The 14,633-nt window shown below is 70.7% G+C and carries 13 protein-coding genes; 9 read left to right on the forward strand and 4 right to left on the reverse strand.

Features of this window, described 5'->3' with window-relative positions:
* Window positions 1-124 precede the first annotated feature (124 nt).
* The 4 genes from RNB18_RS42555 (at window position 125) to RNB18_RS42570 (ending at window position 5,208) form a co-directional block, all read left to right on the forward strand.
* Entirely contained in the window at window positions 125-1,663 is a 1,539-nt protein-coding gene (locus RNB18_RS42555; RefSeq protein WP_311719486.1) for a sugar ABC transporter ATP-binding protein, read from the forward strand.
* A complete protein-coding gene (locus RNB18_RS42560; protein WP_311719488.1) occupies window positions 1,660-2,745 on the forward strand; it encodes an ABC transporter permease in 1,086 nt (361 codons plus the stop codon). The genes RNB18_RS42555 and RNB18_RS42560 overlap by 4 nt, the downstream gene beginning before the upstream one ends.
* The gene (gene yjfF, locus RNB18_RS42565) at window positions 2,745-3,776 is read left to right on the forward strand and encodes a galactofuranose ABC transporter, permease protein YjfF (protein WP_311719490.1); all 1,032 of its coding nucleotides are present in this window, start codon (window positions 2,745-2,747) and stop codon (window positions 3,774-3,776) included. The genes RNB18_RS42560 and yjfF overlap by 1 nt, the downstream gene beginning before the upstream one ends.
* A 145-nt stretch (window positions 3,777-3,921) precedes the next feature.
* A complete protein-coding gene (locus RNB18_RS42570) occupies window positions 3,922-5,208 on the forward strand; it encodes an SCO2400 family protein (RefSeq protein ID WP_311719492.1) in 1,287 nt (428 codons plus the stop codon).
* Window positions 5,209-5,282: 74 nt separating this feature from the next.
* Here the strand turns inward: RNB18_RS42570 and RNB18_RS42575 are convergent, their stop codons facing one another.
* Window positions 5,283-5,717, reverse strand: coding sequence for a MarR family winged helix-turn-helix transcriptional regulator (locus tag RNB18_RS42575; RefSeq protein WP_311719493.1), 435 nt, complete (start codon window positions 5,715-5,717; stop codon window positions 5,283-5,285).
* Window positions 5,718-5,808: 91 nt separating this feature from the next.
* Here RNB18_RS42575 and RNB18_RS42580 point away from each other — a divergent pair, with 91 nt between their 5' ends.
* Both RNB18_RS42580 and RNB18_RS42585 read left to right on the forward strand, forming a co-directional pair.
* Window positions 5,809-6,807: an NADP-dependent oxidoreductase gene (locus RNB18_RS42580; RefSeq protein WP_311719494.1), complete on the forward strand. Its 999-nt coding sequence runs from the start codon at window positions 5,809-5,811 to the stop codon at window positions 6,805-6,807.
* A 96-nt stretch (window positions 6,808-6,903) separates the two neighbouring features.
* Window positions 6,904-7,323 carry an organic hydroperoxide resistance protein gene (locus RNB18_RS42585; RefSeq protein ID WP_311719495.1) on the forward strand — a complete coding sequence of 140 codons (420 nt, stop codon included), beginning with the start codon at window positions 6,904-6,906 and terminating at the stop codon, window positions 7,321-7,323.
* A 75-nt stretch (window positions 7,324-7,398) separates the two neighbouring features.
* Here the strand turns inward: RNB18_RS42585 and RNB18_RS42590 are convergent, their stop codons facing one another.
* Together RNB18_RS42590 and RNB18_RS42595 are read right to left on the reverse strand one after the other, a co-directional pair.
* A complete protein-coding gene (locus RNB18_RS42590) occupies window positions 7,399-8,550 on the reverse strand; it encodes a serine hydrolase domain-containing protein (RefSeq protein WP_311719496.1) in 1,152 nt (383 codons plus the stop codon).
* Window positions 8,551-8,565: 15 nt separating this feature from the next.
* Window positions 8,566-11,100, reverse strand: a complete 2,535-nt coding sequence (locus tag RNB18_RS42595; protein ID WP_311719498.1) for a M14 family zinc carboxypeptidase — start codon at window positions 11,098-11,100, stop codon at window positions 8,566-8,568.
* Between the two features lie 175 nt (window positions 11,101-11,275).
* On the opposite strand from RNB18_RS42595, the gene RNB18_RS42600 reads away from it, so the two are divergent.
* The 3 genes from RNB18_RS42600 to RNB18_RS42610 are packed head-to-tail and all read left to right on the forward strand — an operon-like array spanning window position 11,276 to window position 13,433.
* Window positions 11,276-12,139: a hypothetical protein gene (locus tag RNB18_RS42600; protein ID WP_311719500.1), complete on the forward strand. Its 864-nt coding sequence runs from the start codon at window positions 11,276-11,278 to the stop codon at window positions 12,137-12,139.
* Between the two features lie 24 nt (window positions 12,140-12,163).
* The gene (locus RNB18_RS42605; RefSeq protein WP_311719501.1) at window positions 12,164-12,967 is read left to right on the forward strand and encodes an EI24 domain-containing protein; all 804 of its coding nucleotides are present in this window, start codon (window positions 12,164-12,166) and stop codon (window positions 12,965-12,967) included.
* Window positions 12,951-13,433, forward strand: a complete 483-nt coding sequence (locus RNB18_RS42610) for a GNAT family N-acetyltransferase (protein ID WP_311719502.1) — start codon at window positions 12,951-12,953, stop codon at window positions 13,431-13,433. The genes RNB18_RS42605 and RNB18_RS42610 overlap by 17 nt, the downstream gene beginning before the upstream one ends.
* Here RNB18_RS42610 and RNB18_RS42615 read toward each other — a convergent pair.
* Entirely contained in the window at window positions 13,381-14,628 is a 1,248-nt protein-coding gene (locus RNB18_RS42615) for a pyroglutamyl peptidase (RefSeq protein ID WP_311719503.1), read from the reverse strand. The two genes, RNB18_RS42610 and RNB18_RS42615, sit on opposite strands and share 53 nt — an antisense overlap.
* Between the last annotated feature and the right edge of the window lie 5 nt (window positions 14,629-14,633).

Genomic DNA, 14,633 nt, shown 5'->3' on the forward strand with positions numbered 1-14,633 from the left:
GACCGCGGTACCGACCGACCGCACCCACCGGCAGGGAGCCTCCGGCAGGCCGAGCACAGCTCGGCTCAGGGAGGCTCCCCCCGGGCCGTGAACGAGATTCGCTGAGTCCATGAGGAGCGCTGCCATGGCAGAGCCGCAGCCCGTCCTGGAGATGACGGGCATAGTCAAAGAGTTTCCGGGGGTAAGGGCTCTGTCGGGCGTCGACTTCCGGCTCTTCCCCGGCGAGATCCACGCCCTGATGGGCGAGAACGGGGCAGGGAAGTCCACCCTGATCAAGGTGCTGACCGGGGTCTACTCCCTGGACGGCGGCACCATCACCCTCGACGGCAAGGCCGTGCGGATCGGCAGCCCGCTGCAGGCGCAGCACGCCGGCATCAGCACGGTCTACCAGGAGGTCAACCTCTGCCCCAACCTGTCGGTGGCGGAGAACATCTTCATCGGACGTGAACCCACCCGCGCGGGCCGCATCCAGTGGAAGCGCATGCGCAAGGAGGCGGCGGAGCTCGTCGACCGCCTCGGCCTGGACATCGACGTCACCGCACCGCTGTCCTCGTACCCCCTCGCGGTGCAGCAACTGGTCGCGATCGTACGGTCGGTGGGCACCGGCGACAGCGACGGCGAGGGCTCCGGCACCAAGGTCCTGGTCCTGGACGAGCCGACCTCCAGTCTCGACCGTGACGAGGTCCTCGAACTGTTCCGCCTGATGCGGCAGTTGAGGGACGAGGGCGTGGCGATCCTCTTCGTCTCCCACTTCCTCGACCAGATCTACGAGATCTGCGACCGTATGACCGTCCTGCGCAACGGCACCCTGGTCGGCGAGCACATGGTCCGCGACCTCGACCAGGTCGGGCTGATCGAGCTGATGATCGGCAAGGCCCTGGACCAGCTGGAGGAGCTGCACGACCAGCAACTCCACGCGGACGTGGGCGAGTCGCTGCTGAAGGCGGAGGGCCTCGGCAGGACCGGCGGCATCGCCCCCTTCGACCTGGACATCAAGAAGGGCGAGGTCGTCGGCCTCGCGGGCCTGCTCGGTTCCGGCCGCACCGAACTGGCCCGGCTGCTCTTCGGCGCCGACCAGCCGGACAGCGGCACGGTGACCATCGGCGGCAAGCAGGTCTCCATGAGCGCCCCGAACGACGCCATCGGCGCCGGGGTCGCGTTCTGCTCGGAGAACCGCAAGACCGAGGGTCTGGTCCCGGATCTGACGGTCCGTGAGAACATCATCCTCGCCCTGCAGGCGGCCCGCGGCTGGACCCGGCCCATCCCCACCGCGCAGCGCGACGAACTCGTCGCCAAGTACATCAAGGCGCTGGACATCCGTCCCGCCAACCCGGAGGCCAGGGTCGGCCAGTTGAGCGGCGGAAACCAGCAGAAGGTGCTTCTCGCCCGCTGGCTGATCACCCAGCCGAAGCTGCTGATCCTGGACGAGCCGACGCGCGGTATCGACATCGGTGCCAAGACGGAGATCCAGAAGCTGGTGGTCTCCCTCTCCGAGGACGGCATGTCCGTGCTCTACATCGCGGCCGAGCTGGAGGAGGTCCTCCGCCTCAGCCACACCATCGGGGTGCTGCGCGACCGCAAGCTGGTGGCACAGCTCACCAACGGGCCCGAGATCACCCCCAGCAAGATCCTCGAGACCATCGCGAGCGGAGAACACCAGTGACCACCACCTCCCGCTGGCGAGCACTGACGCACCATCACCTGTTCTGGCCGGTCGCGGTCCTGGTTGCCCTGCTGCTCGTCAACGTTCCCTTCACGCCCGACTTCTTCGCGATCCACATGACGAACGGCCACCTCTACGGCAGCCTCGTCTCGATCGTGCTGTTCGGCTCGCCCCTGATCCTGGTGGCGGTCGGCATGACCCTGGTCATCGCCACCGGCGGCATCGACCTCTCGGTCGGCGCCGTGGTCGCCATCACCGGGGCCCTGACCTGTTCGTACATCAGCGACCGGGCCGACCAGGGCGCCCTGTCCGCAGTGCTGCTCGCGATGGGCCTCGGCCTGATCGCGGCGGTGGTCTGCGGCCTGTGGAACGGCTTCCTCGTCGCCAGGATGGGCATCCAGCCCATCATCGCGACCCTCATCATCATGGTCGCCGGCCGCGGTGTCGCCCAGCTGATCACCGACGGCCAGATCATCACCATCAACAGCGAGCCGTACAAGCTCATCGGCGGCGGCTACTGGCTGACGCTGCCCTTCTCCATCTTCGTGGTGGCCGCGGTCGTGGCCGTCACCGTCCTGCTGACCCGCCGCACGGCCCTCGGTCTGCTCGTCGAGTCGGTGGGCGGCAACGCCGAGGCCAGTCGTCTGGTGGGCATCCGGTCGATGCGCATCAAGATCATGGTGTACGTGTTCTGCGCGGTGTGCGCGGGCATCGCGGGCCTGATGATCAGCTCCAACACCTCGGCCGCGGACGGCAACAACGCCGGCCTGTGGATCGAACTCGACGCGATCCTCGCCGTCGTCATCGGCGGCACCTCGCTGCTCGGCGGACGCTTCTCCATCGGCGGCACGGTCGTCGGCGCCCTGGTCATCCAGACCCTCACGACGACGATCTACACCATCGGCGTTCCCACCCAGACCAACCTGGTCTTCAAGGCAGCCGTCGTCATCGTCGTGTGCCTGCTCCAGTCCCCGAAGTTCCGCGCCAAGGTCTTCGGCGGCCGCGCGAAGACCGCGGGCCCGGCAGCGCCCGCCGCGGTCGCCGAGCCCGCCGACTCCGCTCCCAAGATGGAGGTGTCGTGATGAGTACGACCACCAGGACTCCCGCGACACCGGGCGCGCCGGAGCGCCGTACGACGTCCAGGTCCGCCCGCCTGCTCGGCGACCGGCGGCTGCCCGTCCTGGTCACGGCCGGCCTGTTCCTCGTGATGTACATCGTCGGCCTCAGCCGCTACCAGAACTACGGCTTCGGCGACTCGCAGGTGTTCCTCAACCTGTTCATCGACAACGGCTATCTGCTGGTCGCCGCCGTCGGGGCCACCTTCGTCATCATGTCGGGCGGCATCGACCTGTCGGTGGGCTCGGTGATCGGCTTCACGACGATGCTCACGGCGTGGCTGGTACAGGACGTGGGCCTGCCCCTGCTCCTGGTGATCCCCATATCCTTGGCTGTGGGAGCGTTCGGCGGCTTCCTCATGGGCTATGTGATCCACAACTTCGAGATCCAGCCGTTCATCGTGACGCTTGCCGGTCTCTTCCTCTTCCGGGGCCTGTGCCTGGTCATCAGCAAGGAGTCGATCGCCATCGACGACTCCGAGGTGAGCAGCCTTGCGCAGACGCGGGTGCCGCTGGGTGTGGGGGACTTGTCGATCGGCGCCGTCGTGGCTCTGGTCGTCCTGGCCGCGGCCTTCTACATCCTCCACTACACGCGTTTCGGACGCCGGGTGTACGCCATCGGCGGCAACGAGCAGTCGGCCCTGCTGATGGGCCTCCCGCTGGGCGGCACGAAGATCGCGGTCTACACGATGAGCGGCTTCTGCTCCGCGCTGGCCGGCCTGCTCTTCATGCTCTACATCCAGTCCGGTGACCCGCTGCACGCCGTGGGCATGGAACTCGACGCGATCGCCGCGGTGGTCATCGGCGGCACCCTGCTGACGGGCGGCTCCGGCTACGTCCTGGGCACCCTCTTCGGCGTCCTCGTCCTCGGCCTGATCAAGAGCATCATCCAGTTCGAGGGCACACTCAGCTCGTGGTGGACGAAGATCGCCACCGGTGTGCTGCTCTGCGCGTTCATCCTGATCCAGCGGGTGATGACGACCCGTAAGAAAGCCTGAGCCGACGGGGAACCGGCGATGTCGGTTTCGATGCGATGGGAGTGGAACGTCCTCGAACCGCCGCACCGGAACGGCCGGTTCCCCACACAACCTTCACAGCTGGCTCTAGGAACGCTACCGGTTGGGAACTTAATCTTCCCGCGTCATGGACTTCTGCCTCCCGTGCCGACGGCACCTCAACGGCGCCCTCGCCTGCCCGGGGTGCGGCACCTCGATCGAAGAGCTACGCGCGTACGCCCCCCGCGTACCGGCCCAGGGCCGCCCGCAGGAGCCTTCGGCGTACGGAGCCGAGGAGCAGTACGGCGGCCCTTCCCGCGCGGGCGCGTACGCGGGTTATGAGGCGACGGCCGGAGGGTTCGGCGGCCACGGGGACGCGGGCGCGACGGGTGTGTACGGCGGCCAGGGGATGGCCGGGGCGTACGGCCCGGGCGGCGACCAGGGGGCGGCTGCGGCATACGGCACCGCCACCGGGACGGGTGCGGCTTCTTCGTACGGCGGAGACGGGCACGGCCTCACCTTCTACGGCCCGGGTGGCGAGAGTGGGGCGGGGTATGGCGGGGACGGGTACGGCCCCACCTCTTTCGGCTCGGGTGACCGGGGCGGTGCGGGGTATGGCGGCGACGCCCAGGCTGGCGTGGCATACGGCGGGGACGGTCGCGGGGCCGCCCCTCGTGCGGATGACCGGGCGGGTGGTGGGTCGTCGGAGATCGGGGCCGACACCGGTCCCGGCCCCGGTCTCGGGGGAGACGCCGGCTCGGATGCCGACGTGAGCAGCGGCCCCGCCGACGAGAGCCGCGACCCGGAACCGACCGGTGGCCGGGCATCGCGGCGGCGCGCGCGTGGCCGTAGTGCGGAGAGTGCCGGCGGTCCCGCCCCCTCCACGGAACCCGAGGACGCCCACGCCGACGAGTACGACGAGGACGACCCCGACGACCCCACCGGCGGAGCCAGCCGTCGCGATCGCAAAGCCGCGGCCCACCGCAGGCGCCGCCGCAGGACCCTGCTGGTTGCCGCCGGGTTCGTGCTCGCGGCCGGCGGTCTGAGTCTCGCGGAGTTGGGCATGGACGCCCCGGGGTCTTCCCCCAAGCCGGCCGCGGCGGGCGGGGAGTCGGCCGAGGGCGGCGCCTCCCCGGAGGCGAGCGAGTCGGCGTCGACGGCGGCCGACTCCAGCGGAACCGTTTCTTCGGGATCACCCTCCCCGAAGGTCTCCAAGTCCCCGTCGCCCTCCGCCTCCAAGAGCGAGGACGCCGACGCGAGCAAGAGCCCCGACGCCCAGTCGGCGCCCACCAAGGCTTCCGGTGTGTCGACCCCTACCGCGACAGCCACGTCCACGAGCGGCGGCTCGGCCCCCACCGCCACCCCCACCACCGCGGCCCCGAGCCCGGACCCGTCCCCGACGGACTGCGAACGTTTCCTGTGGTGGTGCACGTAGACCCCTTCGCTCATGTGAAGCGAAGGAGTGCAGCCGGACGTACGTGACCGCACCCACGGCACCGCATCCGGCGCCTACGCGTCCCGCATCCGCTGCAACAGATCCCGCAGTGACTCCCGCTCCCCCTGGGACAGCCCGGCCAGCGGCTCCCGCGCGAACCGCAGCCCCTCCCGCAGCTCCCGGGCCACCTGGACCCCCGCCTCCGTCGCCGCCGCCACCTTGACGCGCCGGTCCGCGGGATCGGGCCGCCGCTCCACCAGCCCGCGTGTCTCAAGACGGTCCACTATCCCGGTGACGTTCGACGGCTCGCACTTCAGTTTCTGGGCCAGCTTGCGCATGGGCAGCGGCTCGAGGGACAGCAGACTCAAAAGCCGCGCCTGCGCCCCGGTGAGGAGGTGCTCGGCGGCCGCGTCCTCGTAGTCCGAGTAGAAGCGGGCCACCACGTCCCCGATGAGCTCCACGACTTCCATGGTCAGCGCGTCGGGCCGGGTTTTGTGAGGTGTGGGCATGGGATCCAGGGTACCCCTTTACTTGACAACCTGAAATATTCAGAGGCATGGTTGTTTCAGGTACTGAAGTAAATGGAAAGGTCCAGGCATCATGATCAACCGCGAATGGCACCTCCTCTCCCGCCCGGTCGGCTGGCCCAAGCCGGAGGACTTCGCCCTGGTCGAAGCCGAGGTCCCGACCCCCGGTGCGGGCCAGGTGCTGGTCCGGAACAAGTACCTCTCCGTCGACCCGTACATGCGCGGCCGCATGAGCGCCGCGAAGTCGTACACCGCGCCCTTCGAGCTCGGCAAGGTGATGCAGGGCGGCGCGGTCGGCGAGGTCGTGGAGTCCAACGCCGAGGGCATCGCCGTGGGCGACCACCTGCTGCACTTCTTCGGCTGGCGCGAGTACGCGGTCGTACGCGCCGAGAGCGCCGTCAAGGTGGACGCGGACGCCGCGCCCCTGTCGACGTACCTCGGCGTCCTCGGCATGACCGGCCTCACCGCCTACGCCGGCCTCCTGCGCACCGCCTCCTTCAAGGAGGGCGACTCGGTCTTCGTCTCCGGCGCCGCGGGTGCCGTCGGCAGCCAGGTCGGCCAGATCGCCAAGCTCAAGGGCGCCTCCCGGGTCATCGGCTCCGCCGGCTCGGACGAGAAGGTCAAGCTGCTCGTCGAGGAGTACGGCTTCGACGCGGCCTTCAACTACAAGAGCGGCAAGGTCAGCGACCAGCTGCGCGAGGCGGCCCCGGACGGCGTCGACATCTACTTCGACAACGTCGGCGGCGACCACCTGGAGGCCGCCATCGGCTCCCTCAACCAGGGCGGCCGGATCGCGGTCTGCGGCATGATCTCCGTCTACAACAACACCGAGGCCGCCCCCGGTCCGCGCAACCTCGCCCGTCTGATCCAGACCCGCGGCCGTATCGAGGGCTTCCTGGTCGGCGACCACTACGACCTCCAGCCGGAGTTCGTCTCCGAGGTCGGCCCGTGGGTGGCGTCCGGGGAGCTCAAGTACCGCGAGACGGTCGTCGAGGGCATCGAGAACAACCTGGAGGCGTTCCTCGGGGTCCTGCGCGGCGACAACACCGGAAAGATGATCGTCAAGCTGTAGCCCTGTGCTGGGTTTCCGGCATGCGGTAACTTCTTTCCGAATCCCGCCGTCGATCGTGGGCGCGAGTCGCGGTGGACCGAGGAGGAAGACAACCGCATGTCCATCCAGCAGACCGATGTCCTCTACACGGCCGTCGCCACCGCCGAGAACGGCCGCGACGGCCGTGTCGCCACCGACGACGGCAGGCTCGACGTGGTCGTCGACCCGCCCAAGGAGATGGGCGGCAGCGGCAGCGGCACCAACCCGGAGCAGCTCTTCGCCGCCGGGTACAGCGCCTGCTTCCAGGGCGCCCTCGGCGTCGTCGCCCGCCAGGAGAAGGCCGACATCTCCGGCTCGACGGTCACCGCGAAGGTCGGCATCGGCAGGAACGCCGACGGCTTCGGGCTGATCGTCGAGATCGCGGCGACCCTCCCGAACCTCGACGCGGCCACGGCCCGGGCCCTCCTTGAGAAGGCCCACCAGGTCTGCCCGTACTCGAAGGCGACCCGCGGGAACATCTCCGTGACGCTCGCCTGACGGAGCTCGTTGGTCGTACAGGGCGGAGGCGGTACTCCTGGACGTGGGGTGCCGCCTCCGCTCATGCCCTGCGGGTCATACGGCAAGAGCCGCCCGGTGTACGGCCCGCACGAACCGCTCGTTCTCCGGCGCCGCGCCTCCCGGGAACGCCATCCGGCGCCGGGTGTAGCCGTAGGCCAGGCCGCTGCGGGGATCGGCGAAGGCCTGGGAGCCGCCGGCGCCGCTGTGGCCGAAGGCGCCGGCACCGAGGAAGGGGTGCCACATGTCGGCCGTGGCCTGGAAGCCCAGACCGTAGGACTTGTGGGCACGGGCCACCAGGTCGTAGCCGATCGACTGGATCTGGCCCACCTCGGCGATGGTGTCCGGCTTCAGCAGGGGCGGCCGGCCGGCCACTTCGCTGATCGCCGCCGCGTACATCCCGGCCAGCCCGCGCGCGGCCGCCACTCCGCCCGCCGACGCCGGCCCCTTCGCCCGTACGGCACGGGAGTTGGCGTAGCCCGCCAGGTCACCCGGATCCGGCACCTGCAGGTTGAAGGCGATCGCGGCCAGGGTGTGCGGACCTGTCGGCGCCGCGTCCAGCAGGGCCTGCTGCTCGGCGGTCGGGGCCATCGGCTGCACCGAGCGGTAACGGGGTTCCAGCGCCTCGGGCAGCCCCAGGTGGAAGTCCAGCCCGTACGGCGCCCGGATCCGCTCCTCGTACACCTCCTGGAGCGAACGGCCCGTCGCCCGGCGCACGATCTCACCGCTGAGCGCCCCGATCACCAGCGCGTGATACCCGAAGGCCGTGCCGGGGCGCCAGAACGGCTTCTGGTCCGCGAGCCGTTCCGCCACCGCCCGGTCGTCCGTCAGCTCCTGCGCGCTGAACCCGGCGTCCAGCCCGATCACCCCGGCCCGGTGCGCCAGCAGATCGCGCAGGGTCAGCTGGCCCTTGCCCTCGGCCCCGAACTCCGGCCAGTAGTAGGTCACTTTGCGGTCCAGCTCCAGCGTGCCCTCCTGAACCAGGAGCGCGGCCACCAGATGGGCGGCACCCTTGGTCGACGAGAACACGCCGTAGAGGGAGTCCGGCTCGACGCCCTCGCCCGCCCACAGGTCGACGACCCGCCGACCGTGCACATACGCGCTCAACTGCCCCTCGTAGTCGGGCCGTTCGCCCGCCACGAAAGCGGCGAACTGCTCGCGCACCGCCTCGAAGCCGTCCGCGACGGTGCCGTGGATCTCCTGCGTCATCCGCTCTCCTCAACCTCAGCCGCTGCTCGCGTGTGCCATGGTGAACAATGCCCGCCCGACCTGGGCGAACTCCCCCTTCGGGTGATCCCTGAAGAGAGGCTCGGTGCCGAACAGGACGGCCCTTCGGCCGCTGACGACCGAGGCCTGCCCGGCCGCGGCGGCGGGCCCGCCGGACCCGTCCGGCAAGGGCCGCCAGTGCCCGGAGACCAGCGGACTGCCGGTGGCGTACGACTGTTCCACCCGCACCCCCGGCCCGAGATCGGTGAACCAGACCGGCGCGTAGACGAACCCGTGATCGGGGGAGCCCGGGGCCCCGGCCGTCACCGGACCCGAATTCACCACGCGCACCACGCCGTTGGCGTCCCCGTTGCCCTCCACCGGCTTCGCGGCCAGCAGCCCCGTGGCCGCGCTCAGTTCGGCCCCGGCGACCCCACGGCCGACGAGCCCGTGCCCGGCGCCCAGGAACGCGTCCAGGGCCGTGCGGGCACCGGTGGTGAGGGCGTCTCGGTCCAGCCCCGCCGACACGAACAGCACGTCCACCGACGACCAGTCGAAACCGGCGTTCAGGACGGCCGTCGAGACCGGGGTGACCTCGAAGTTCATCTCCCGCAGCGCGAACAGCTCGCCGGGGGTCACGGCGGCGGCCACGCGGGTGCGGTGCAGTGCGGCCGTGCCGGTCTGCCGGGTCGCGTCGAGGACGACGTCGTAGGTGCGAGCGGCTTCGGCGGCACGGTTCCGCGCCGACCCGGGCACGATCGCACTGCCGTCGGCGGCCCTCCGTACCGGAACTCCCTGCCGGAGCAGCGAGTTGAGCGCCGCGATCTCCTGCGGGTCGGTCAGCCGCAGCCGCAGATCGCCGCGCGGGGCGACGTGACCGACGTGCGCGGCGGCCTCGACGCGCCTCAGCGGCGCACCGGCGAGGCTCCCCGACGTCACCGGCGTGACCGTCGCGCCCCACAGCCGGCCCAGGCTCCAGCCCGAGATGTCGTACATCACCGAGACCTTGTCGCTGATGTCCCGGCCGTCCGCGAGCAGCACGTTCGCCAGACCCCGCTTCGGCTGGCGCATGTCGACGACGTACGAGCCCTTCGGATACGTCCGTCCTCCGAGCCGGACGTCACGGCTCGCGCGGCTGACGCGGACGTCGTTGGCGAGGAGGTGGTCGACGAGCCGGGCGGCGGCCGTCGAGCCCGAGGGAATCACGTACGCGCGGGGGAAGTCGGTGGTGTACACGTCCTCGGGCCCGATACCCGGCACCCCGGGGACCGTCTCCTCGGACACCGGCACCTGTGCGGCCCCCGCCGCCCCGCGCCGGAAGACCTCGATCTGGTCGGCGATCAGCGACGTGCGCTTCTCCTGCACGAAGTCGAGCGTCGCCCTGATGGCCGCGCCCGCCACCGCCGTGTTGATCGCGGACCGGCGCCGCAGCTCGGCGACGGGCAGGCTCTCATAGAGGGAGTTGTTGACGGCCAGCGGGATCTCGACCGTGTGCGCGGCGACCGTGCCGTGGAAGGCCGCGTACTGCGGGGTGAAGATCGGCGGCCAGTCGTCCCAGCCCTCCTCCTGGTCCCGGAAGGGGATCTGCGCGGGCTCGACACCGTCCTTCGCGGGTGTGTAGCCGAGGCCGTTGACGGCGGTCTCCATGCCGAGGGCGTTTGCGTAGGTGTTCTTCAAGAAGAGGTCGTACTCGTAGTTCTCGCCGTGCGGGGGAGTGGTGGGCTCGATGAGCGTGCCGTTGACGTACCCGTGCAGGTCGAGCATCACGGCCGGCTGCTTGTCGATCTCGATCTGCCGCATCGCCCGCACCTCGGGCTGCGAGGCGGTCACGAAGTCCCGGTTCAGGTCGAAGCCGCCCGCGTTCGCGCGGGTTCCGGCGATACGGCCGTCGGGGTTCGCGGTGATGTTGAAGTACAGGCGGGAGTGCGCGAGAAGGCTCTTCGTGCGGGTGTCCTCCGCGGTCGCGAGCTGTTCGATGATCTTCAGGGAGGCGTCCGTGCCCTCCCACTCGTTGCCGTGGATGTTGTTGTTGAAGAAGACGGGTGCCTTGTAACCGGCCCTGATCTCCGCGGACTTGGCGGCGCTCGCGGGCGCGTTCTCGATCAGCTCGCGCATCCGCTCCTGGGCGCGGGCATGGGCGGTGGTCTCCGGAGCGGTCACGGTGACCAGGTAGAGCCGGTGCCCGCCCGCCGAACGCCCGGCCACCTCGACGCTCACCCGGTCGCCCAGCCCCTGGAGGGCGTTCAGTCTCGGGGCGATCGCGTGGTACGGGGTGAGGCCCAGCTTGACCGACTTGTCCGCCGGGTTCACCGGATCGGGGGTGAGGACCTGCTCGCGGGGATAGCCGCGCGTGGTGTCCGTGAAGCCGGTCGTAGGGGCGGTGAGCGCCCGCCGGGTGGCGCTCTCCGGGGCCCGGGCCACGCCGTGGTCGCCGGCGCTCTCGCGGGTGGGGGGCTCGGGGTCGGCGCTCGCGCTGTTCGGGGTGAGCAGCAGCGAGCCGGTGAGGACGATGAGCAGGACAGGTCTCGCAGGAACGGTTCTCGTGGTGTGCACGCGTACCTCCTGAGGGTCTTCCTGAGATCGGTACGGCGAGATGTACCTGTTCGACTCAACCGCAACAAGAGGGAGTTCGTGGCGCGGATGCCACGGATGGCGCAACTCGGGTGCGCGGACGGGGCATGCTGAGAGCGGCGGAAGCGGGCGGCGAGCGAGTCCACAGGAGAGGCCCATGGCGACGATCCCTTCGCTCCCCAGCAGGGACGAAGTACTGCGCATGGCACGGAACACCACCGACATCACCGGCCAGCTCCTGGACACGGCCCAGAACATCACCAGGATCGCGATCAACACCTTCGATCCCCGGGACGGTTCGGGCCCGGAGGTGCTGCGCGTCCTGCGCGAGACGACGGCGGAACTGGCCGAGGCGAGCGCGTCCCCGCAGGCGCAGGAGGCGTTCTACCGGATCGTCGACACCCTCACCCGGCTCGGCACCACCGGCGCCCCGCTGGCCGTGCACCCGGTCAGCGAACCGGCGCGTGCGCTGCTGGCGGCGCTGGGCGACAGTCTGCTGCCCGTCCTGGACGCGGTGGAGCCGGCGGTGGAGGAGTTCGCGACCGCGCTGGGCGAACTGGTCGAGGCGACCTCTCCGTTGCTCCCCGCGGCGGCGGGCCTGGCCGCGGGGACACTCCTGGCCCTGACCCCCCTGATCCGCGCGGCGACCGGAATCCTGCGCGACTCGACCCCCGAACTCCGGCGGATCGCCGATGCGTTGACGGCGGCGCTGGCCCCGCTGCTGCCCTTGCAGATGACCCTGGCCGAACGCGCGGCGGCCGCCGGTGCGGGGGCCGTACGGGCGACCCTCCCGCCCCTCGCCGACCTCACCGACGCGGCGGCGGCCGCGGCGAAGGCGGCCCGGCCGGTGCTGATCGCCGGTGAGGAACTGTTCGTGTCCGGCCTGGAGCGGCTCCAGCCCGCGCTGATGGCCGCGGCCTCCCACGCGGGCAGCGTGGCACGGGCGGTGGCGGTCAGGGTGTCGGCGGCGGTGTCCCCGGCGGCGGAACAGGGGGTGGTGGTGGCCGTCTCCCCGGCCTGACGGGCACCCGATAGGGTTCGGGACATGCGTGATCTCGGGGCGGGCTTCCACTATCTCCTGAAGGGCCAGCGGTGGGTGGCCCGGCACGGCAAGCAGTACGGTTTCGGCCTGATCCCGGGCCTGATCACCCTGGTGCTGTATGTGGCGGCACTGGTCGCCCTGGCCACCTGGGGCGAGGACTTCGTGTCCTGGGCGACACCGTTCGCCGACGACTGGTCGAGCCCGTGGCAGGGCCTGTTCCGGGGCTTCCTCACGGTGGTCCTGTTCGCGCTCGCCCTCCTCCTCTCGGTCCTGACCTTCACGGCGGTCACCCTCCTGATAGGCCAGCCCTTCTACGAGAACCTCTCCGAGAAGGTCGACCGGGACGTCTCCCCGGACGGCACGGCACCCGAGTCCGGCCTCCCGCTCTGGCGCGAGCTGTGGATCTCGGCGAGGGACAGCCTCCGCATCGTCGTCCGGGCCGTCCTGTGGGCGGTCCTGCTCTTCGCCCTGGGCTTCATCCCCGTGGTCGGCCAGACCCTGATCCCGGTGCTCGGCTTCTTCGTGACGGGCTTCTTCCTCACCGAGGAGCTCACCGCGGTGGCCCTCCAGCGCCGAGGCGTCGACCTCCGGGCCCGCCTCACCCTCCTCCGCTCCCGCAAAACCCTCATCTGGGGCTTCGGCACCCCCCTCGCCCTGGCCTTCGTGGTCCCCTTCGTCGCGGTGTTCCTGATGCCGGGCGCGGTGGCGGGGGCGACGCTGATGGCACGGGAACTGCTGGGGGAGGAGACCCGGGACGGGGAGGACGAGTCGGACGAGGAGACGGTGTCCGATGGGCTCGCCACCTGAGCCGACGGTCCGCCCGGCTACCGCCTCGGACGCGGACGCCGTCTTCCGCCTCCTCGCCGACTTCGCGACCACCTACCGCCCCGACCCCGACCGCTTCACGACCGTCACCTTTCCCGAGGTCCTGCGCGCCGCCGCCGAGGGCCGCGCCGAGTTCCTGGTGGCGGAGCGGACCACCCAGGTGATCGGCTACGCCTACGCGGCCCGGATGCCGACCCTCTTCGCGGGCGGCACGGTCCTCGAACTCCTCGAACTCGCCGTGGACACGCCCCTGCGCGGCCGCGGTACGGGCTCCCGGCTCGTCCGGGCCATGCAGGACCGCGCACGGCACGCCCAGGACGTGGAGATCACCGTCCCGACGCGCAGAGCCGCCGACTTCTACCGCCGCCTGGATTTCACCGAGACGGCGACCTACCTCAAGTGGCCTTCTCCACCGCCACCACCAGAATCGCCCGCACCTGCGCGATGATGTCCAGCCGGTTCTGCACGAACCCCGGATCGGTCACCGCCCCCGTCGCGGGATCCGTGTTCCCGGTCCCGAACTCCAGGACAGGCGTGTGCACATGCCCTCCCGGCAGCACGTCGTGCAGTCCGAGCCGGTCCCGCAGCAGCGTGACGCGGTAGGCGATCTCGTTGGAGAGGTAGTTCCCGCCGCCCCCGGCCCGCGCCGCGGACCCTTCGGTCGGCCCGTCCGCCCGTACGACAGGCACGGTCCCGCCCACCGGGATCTCGGTCACGCTCGTGTTGTCGTAGACGGGAAAACGCCCGGTGTCCGCGTCCACGATCGCCTTGTACGGCAGCGTCGCCGTCGTCCACTGCGGTTGCGAGGCCGGATCCGCAACCGGCACCACCCCCGTCACCCCGACGTTGTCGTTGTCCGGAAAGCCGCCCCGCCAGGCCCCGTTGGTCCGCTCGACGTCGAACCGCCCCACCCGCCCCTGACTCACGGTCGTGAAGAGGTCCACCTTCTTCAGATACGGCCGCAGCGCCCGCTCCACGGTCCGGTCCGTGAAGTCCTGCCACCGCACGGGAAAGACGACGGTCTCCACCCGCGCAGGCCCCTCCGCCGTCTCGATCACCGTCCCGTCGAGCGCGAGCGCACTGGCCCCGGACGGATTCGAGATCCGTATGTCCCGATCCAGCGTGAACGGATCGAACCCGGTCACAAGAACCCGCTTCAACCGGTCCCCGCCCGGATACCGCACAGCGGTCTGCCCCCGCGAGGTCCGCTCCAACTCATCCAACAGAGCGGCGCGTTGTGCCTCGGAGAGCCCGAAAGACGGCTCCCAGGCCCGCACTTCACGGGTCATCGCCAACCGCGCCCAGTACAGCGGACGATCGTCGTCCCGGCTCAGATCCCCACCGGCCGGCCCCCGCCCCTGCGCCCGGTCGACGGCCCGCTGCCACAGCGCGGACCCCTGCCGTACGACGACCTTCCGCGCCTCCGCGTAGGAACGCGCCGTTCCGAGCGCCCGCGTGAAGCGGAGCGGCACGGCGTCGAATCCGGACCGTTCGAGGATCTCCCGCGGCACGGCCCGGTCGAGCCGCTGCTCCTCCACCGTGGGTGCGGGCGCGGCCGCTGCCGCCGCCGGGCTCGCGGGGGCCGCCGACCCCGCCAGCAGGACCAGTCCGAGGATGCCGATCCGAACACGTAGGGATGTCAAGGGAG

It is taken from the genome of Streptomyces doebereineriae, from assembly GCF_031845645.1.
Lineage (GTDB): Bacteria > Actinomycetota > Actinomycetes > Streptomycetales > Streptomycetaceae > Streptomyces > Streptomyces canus.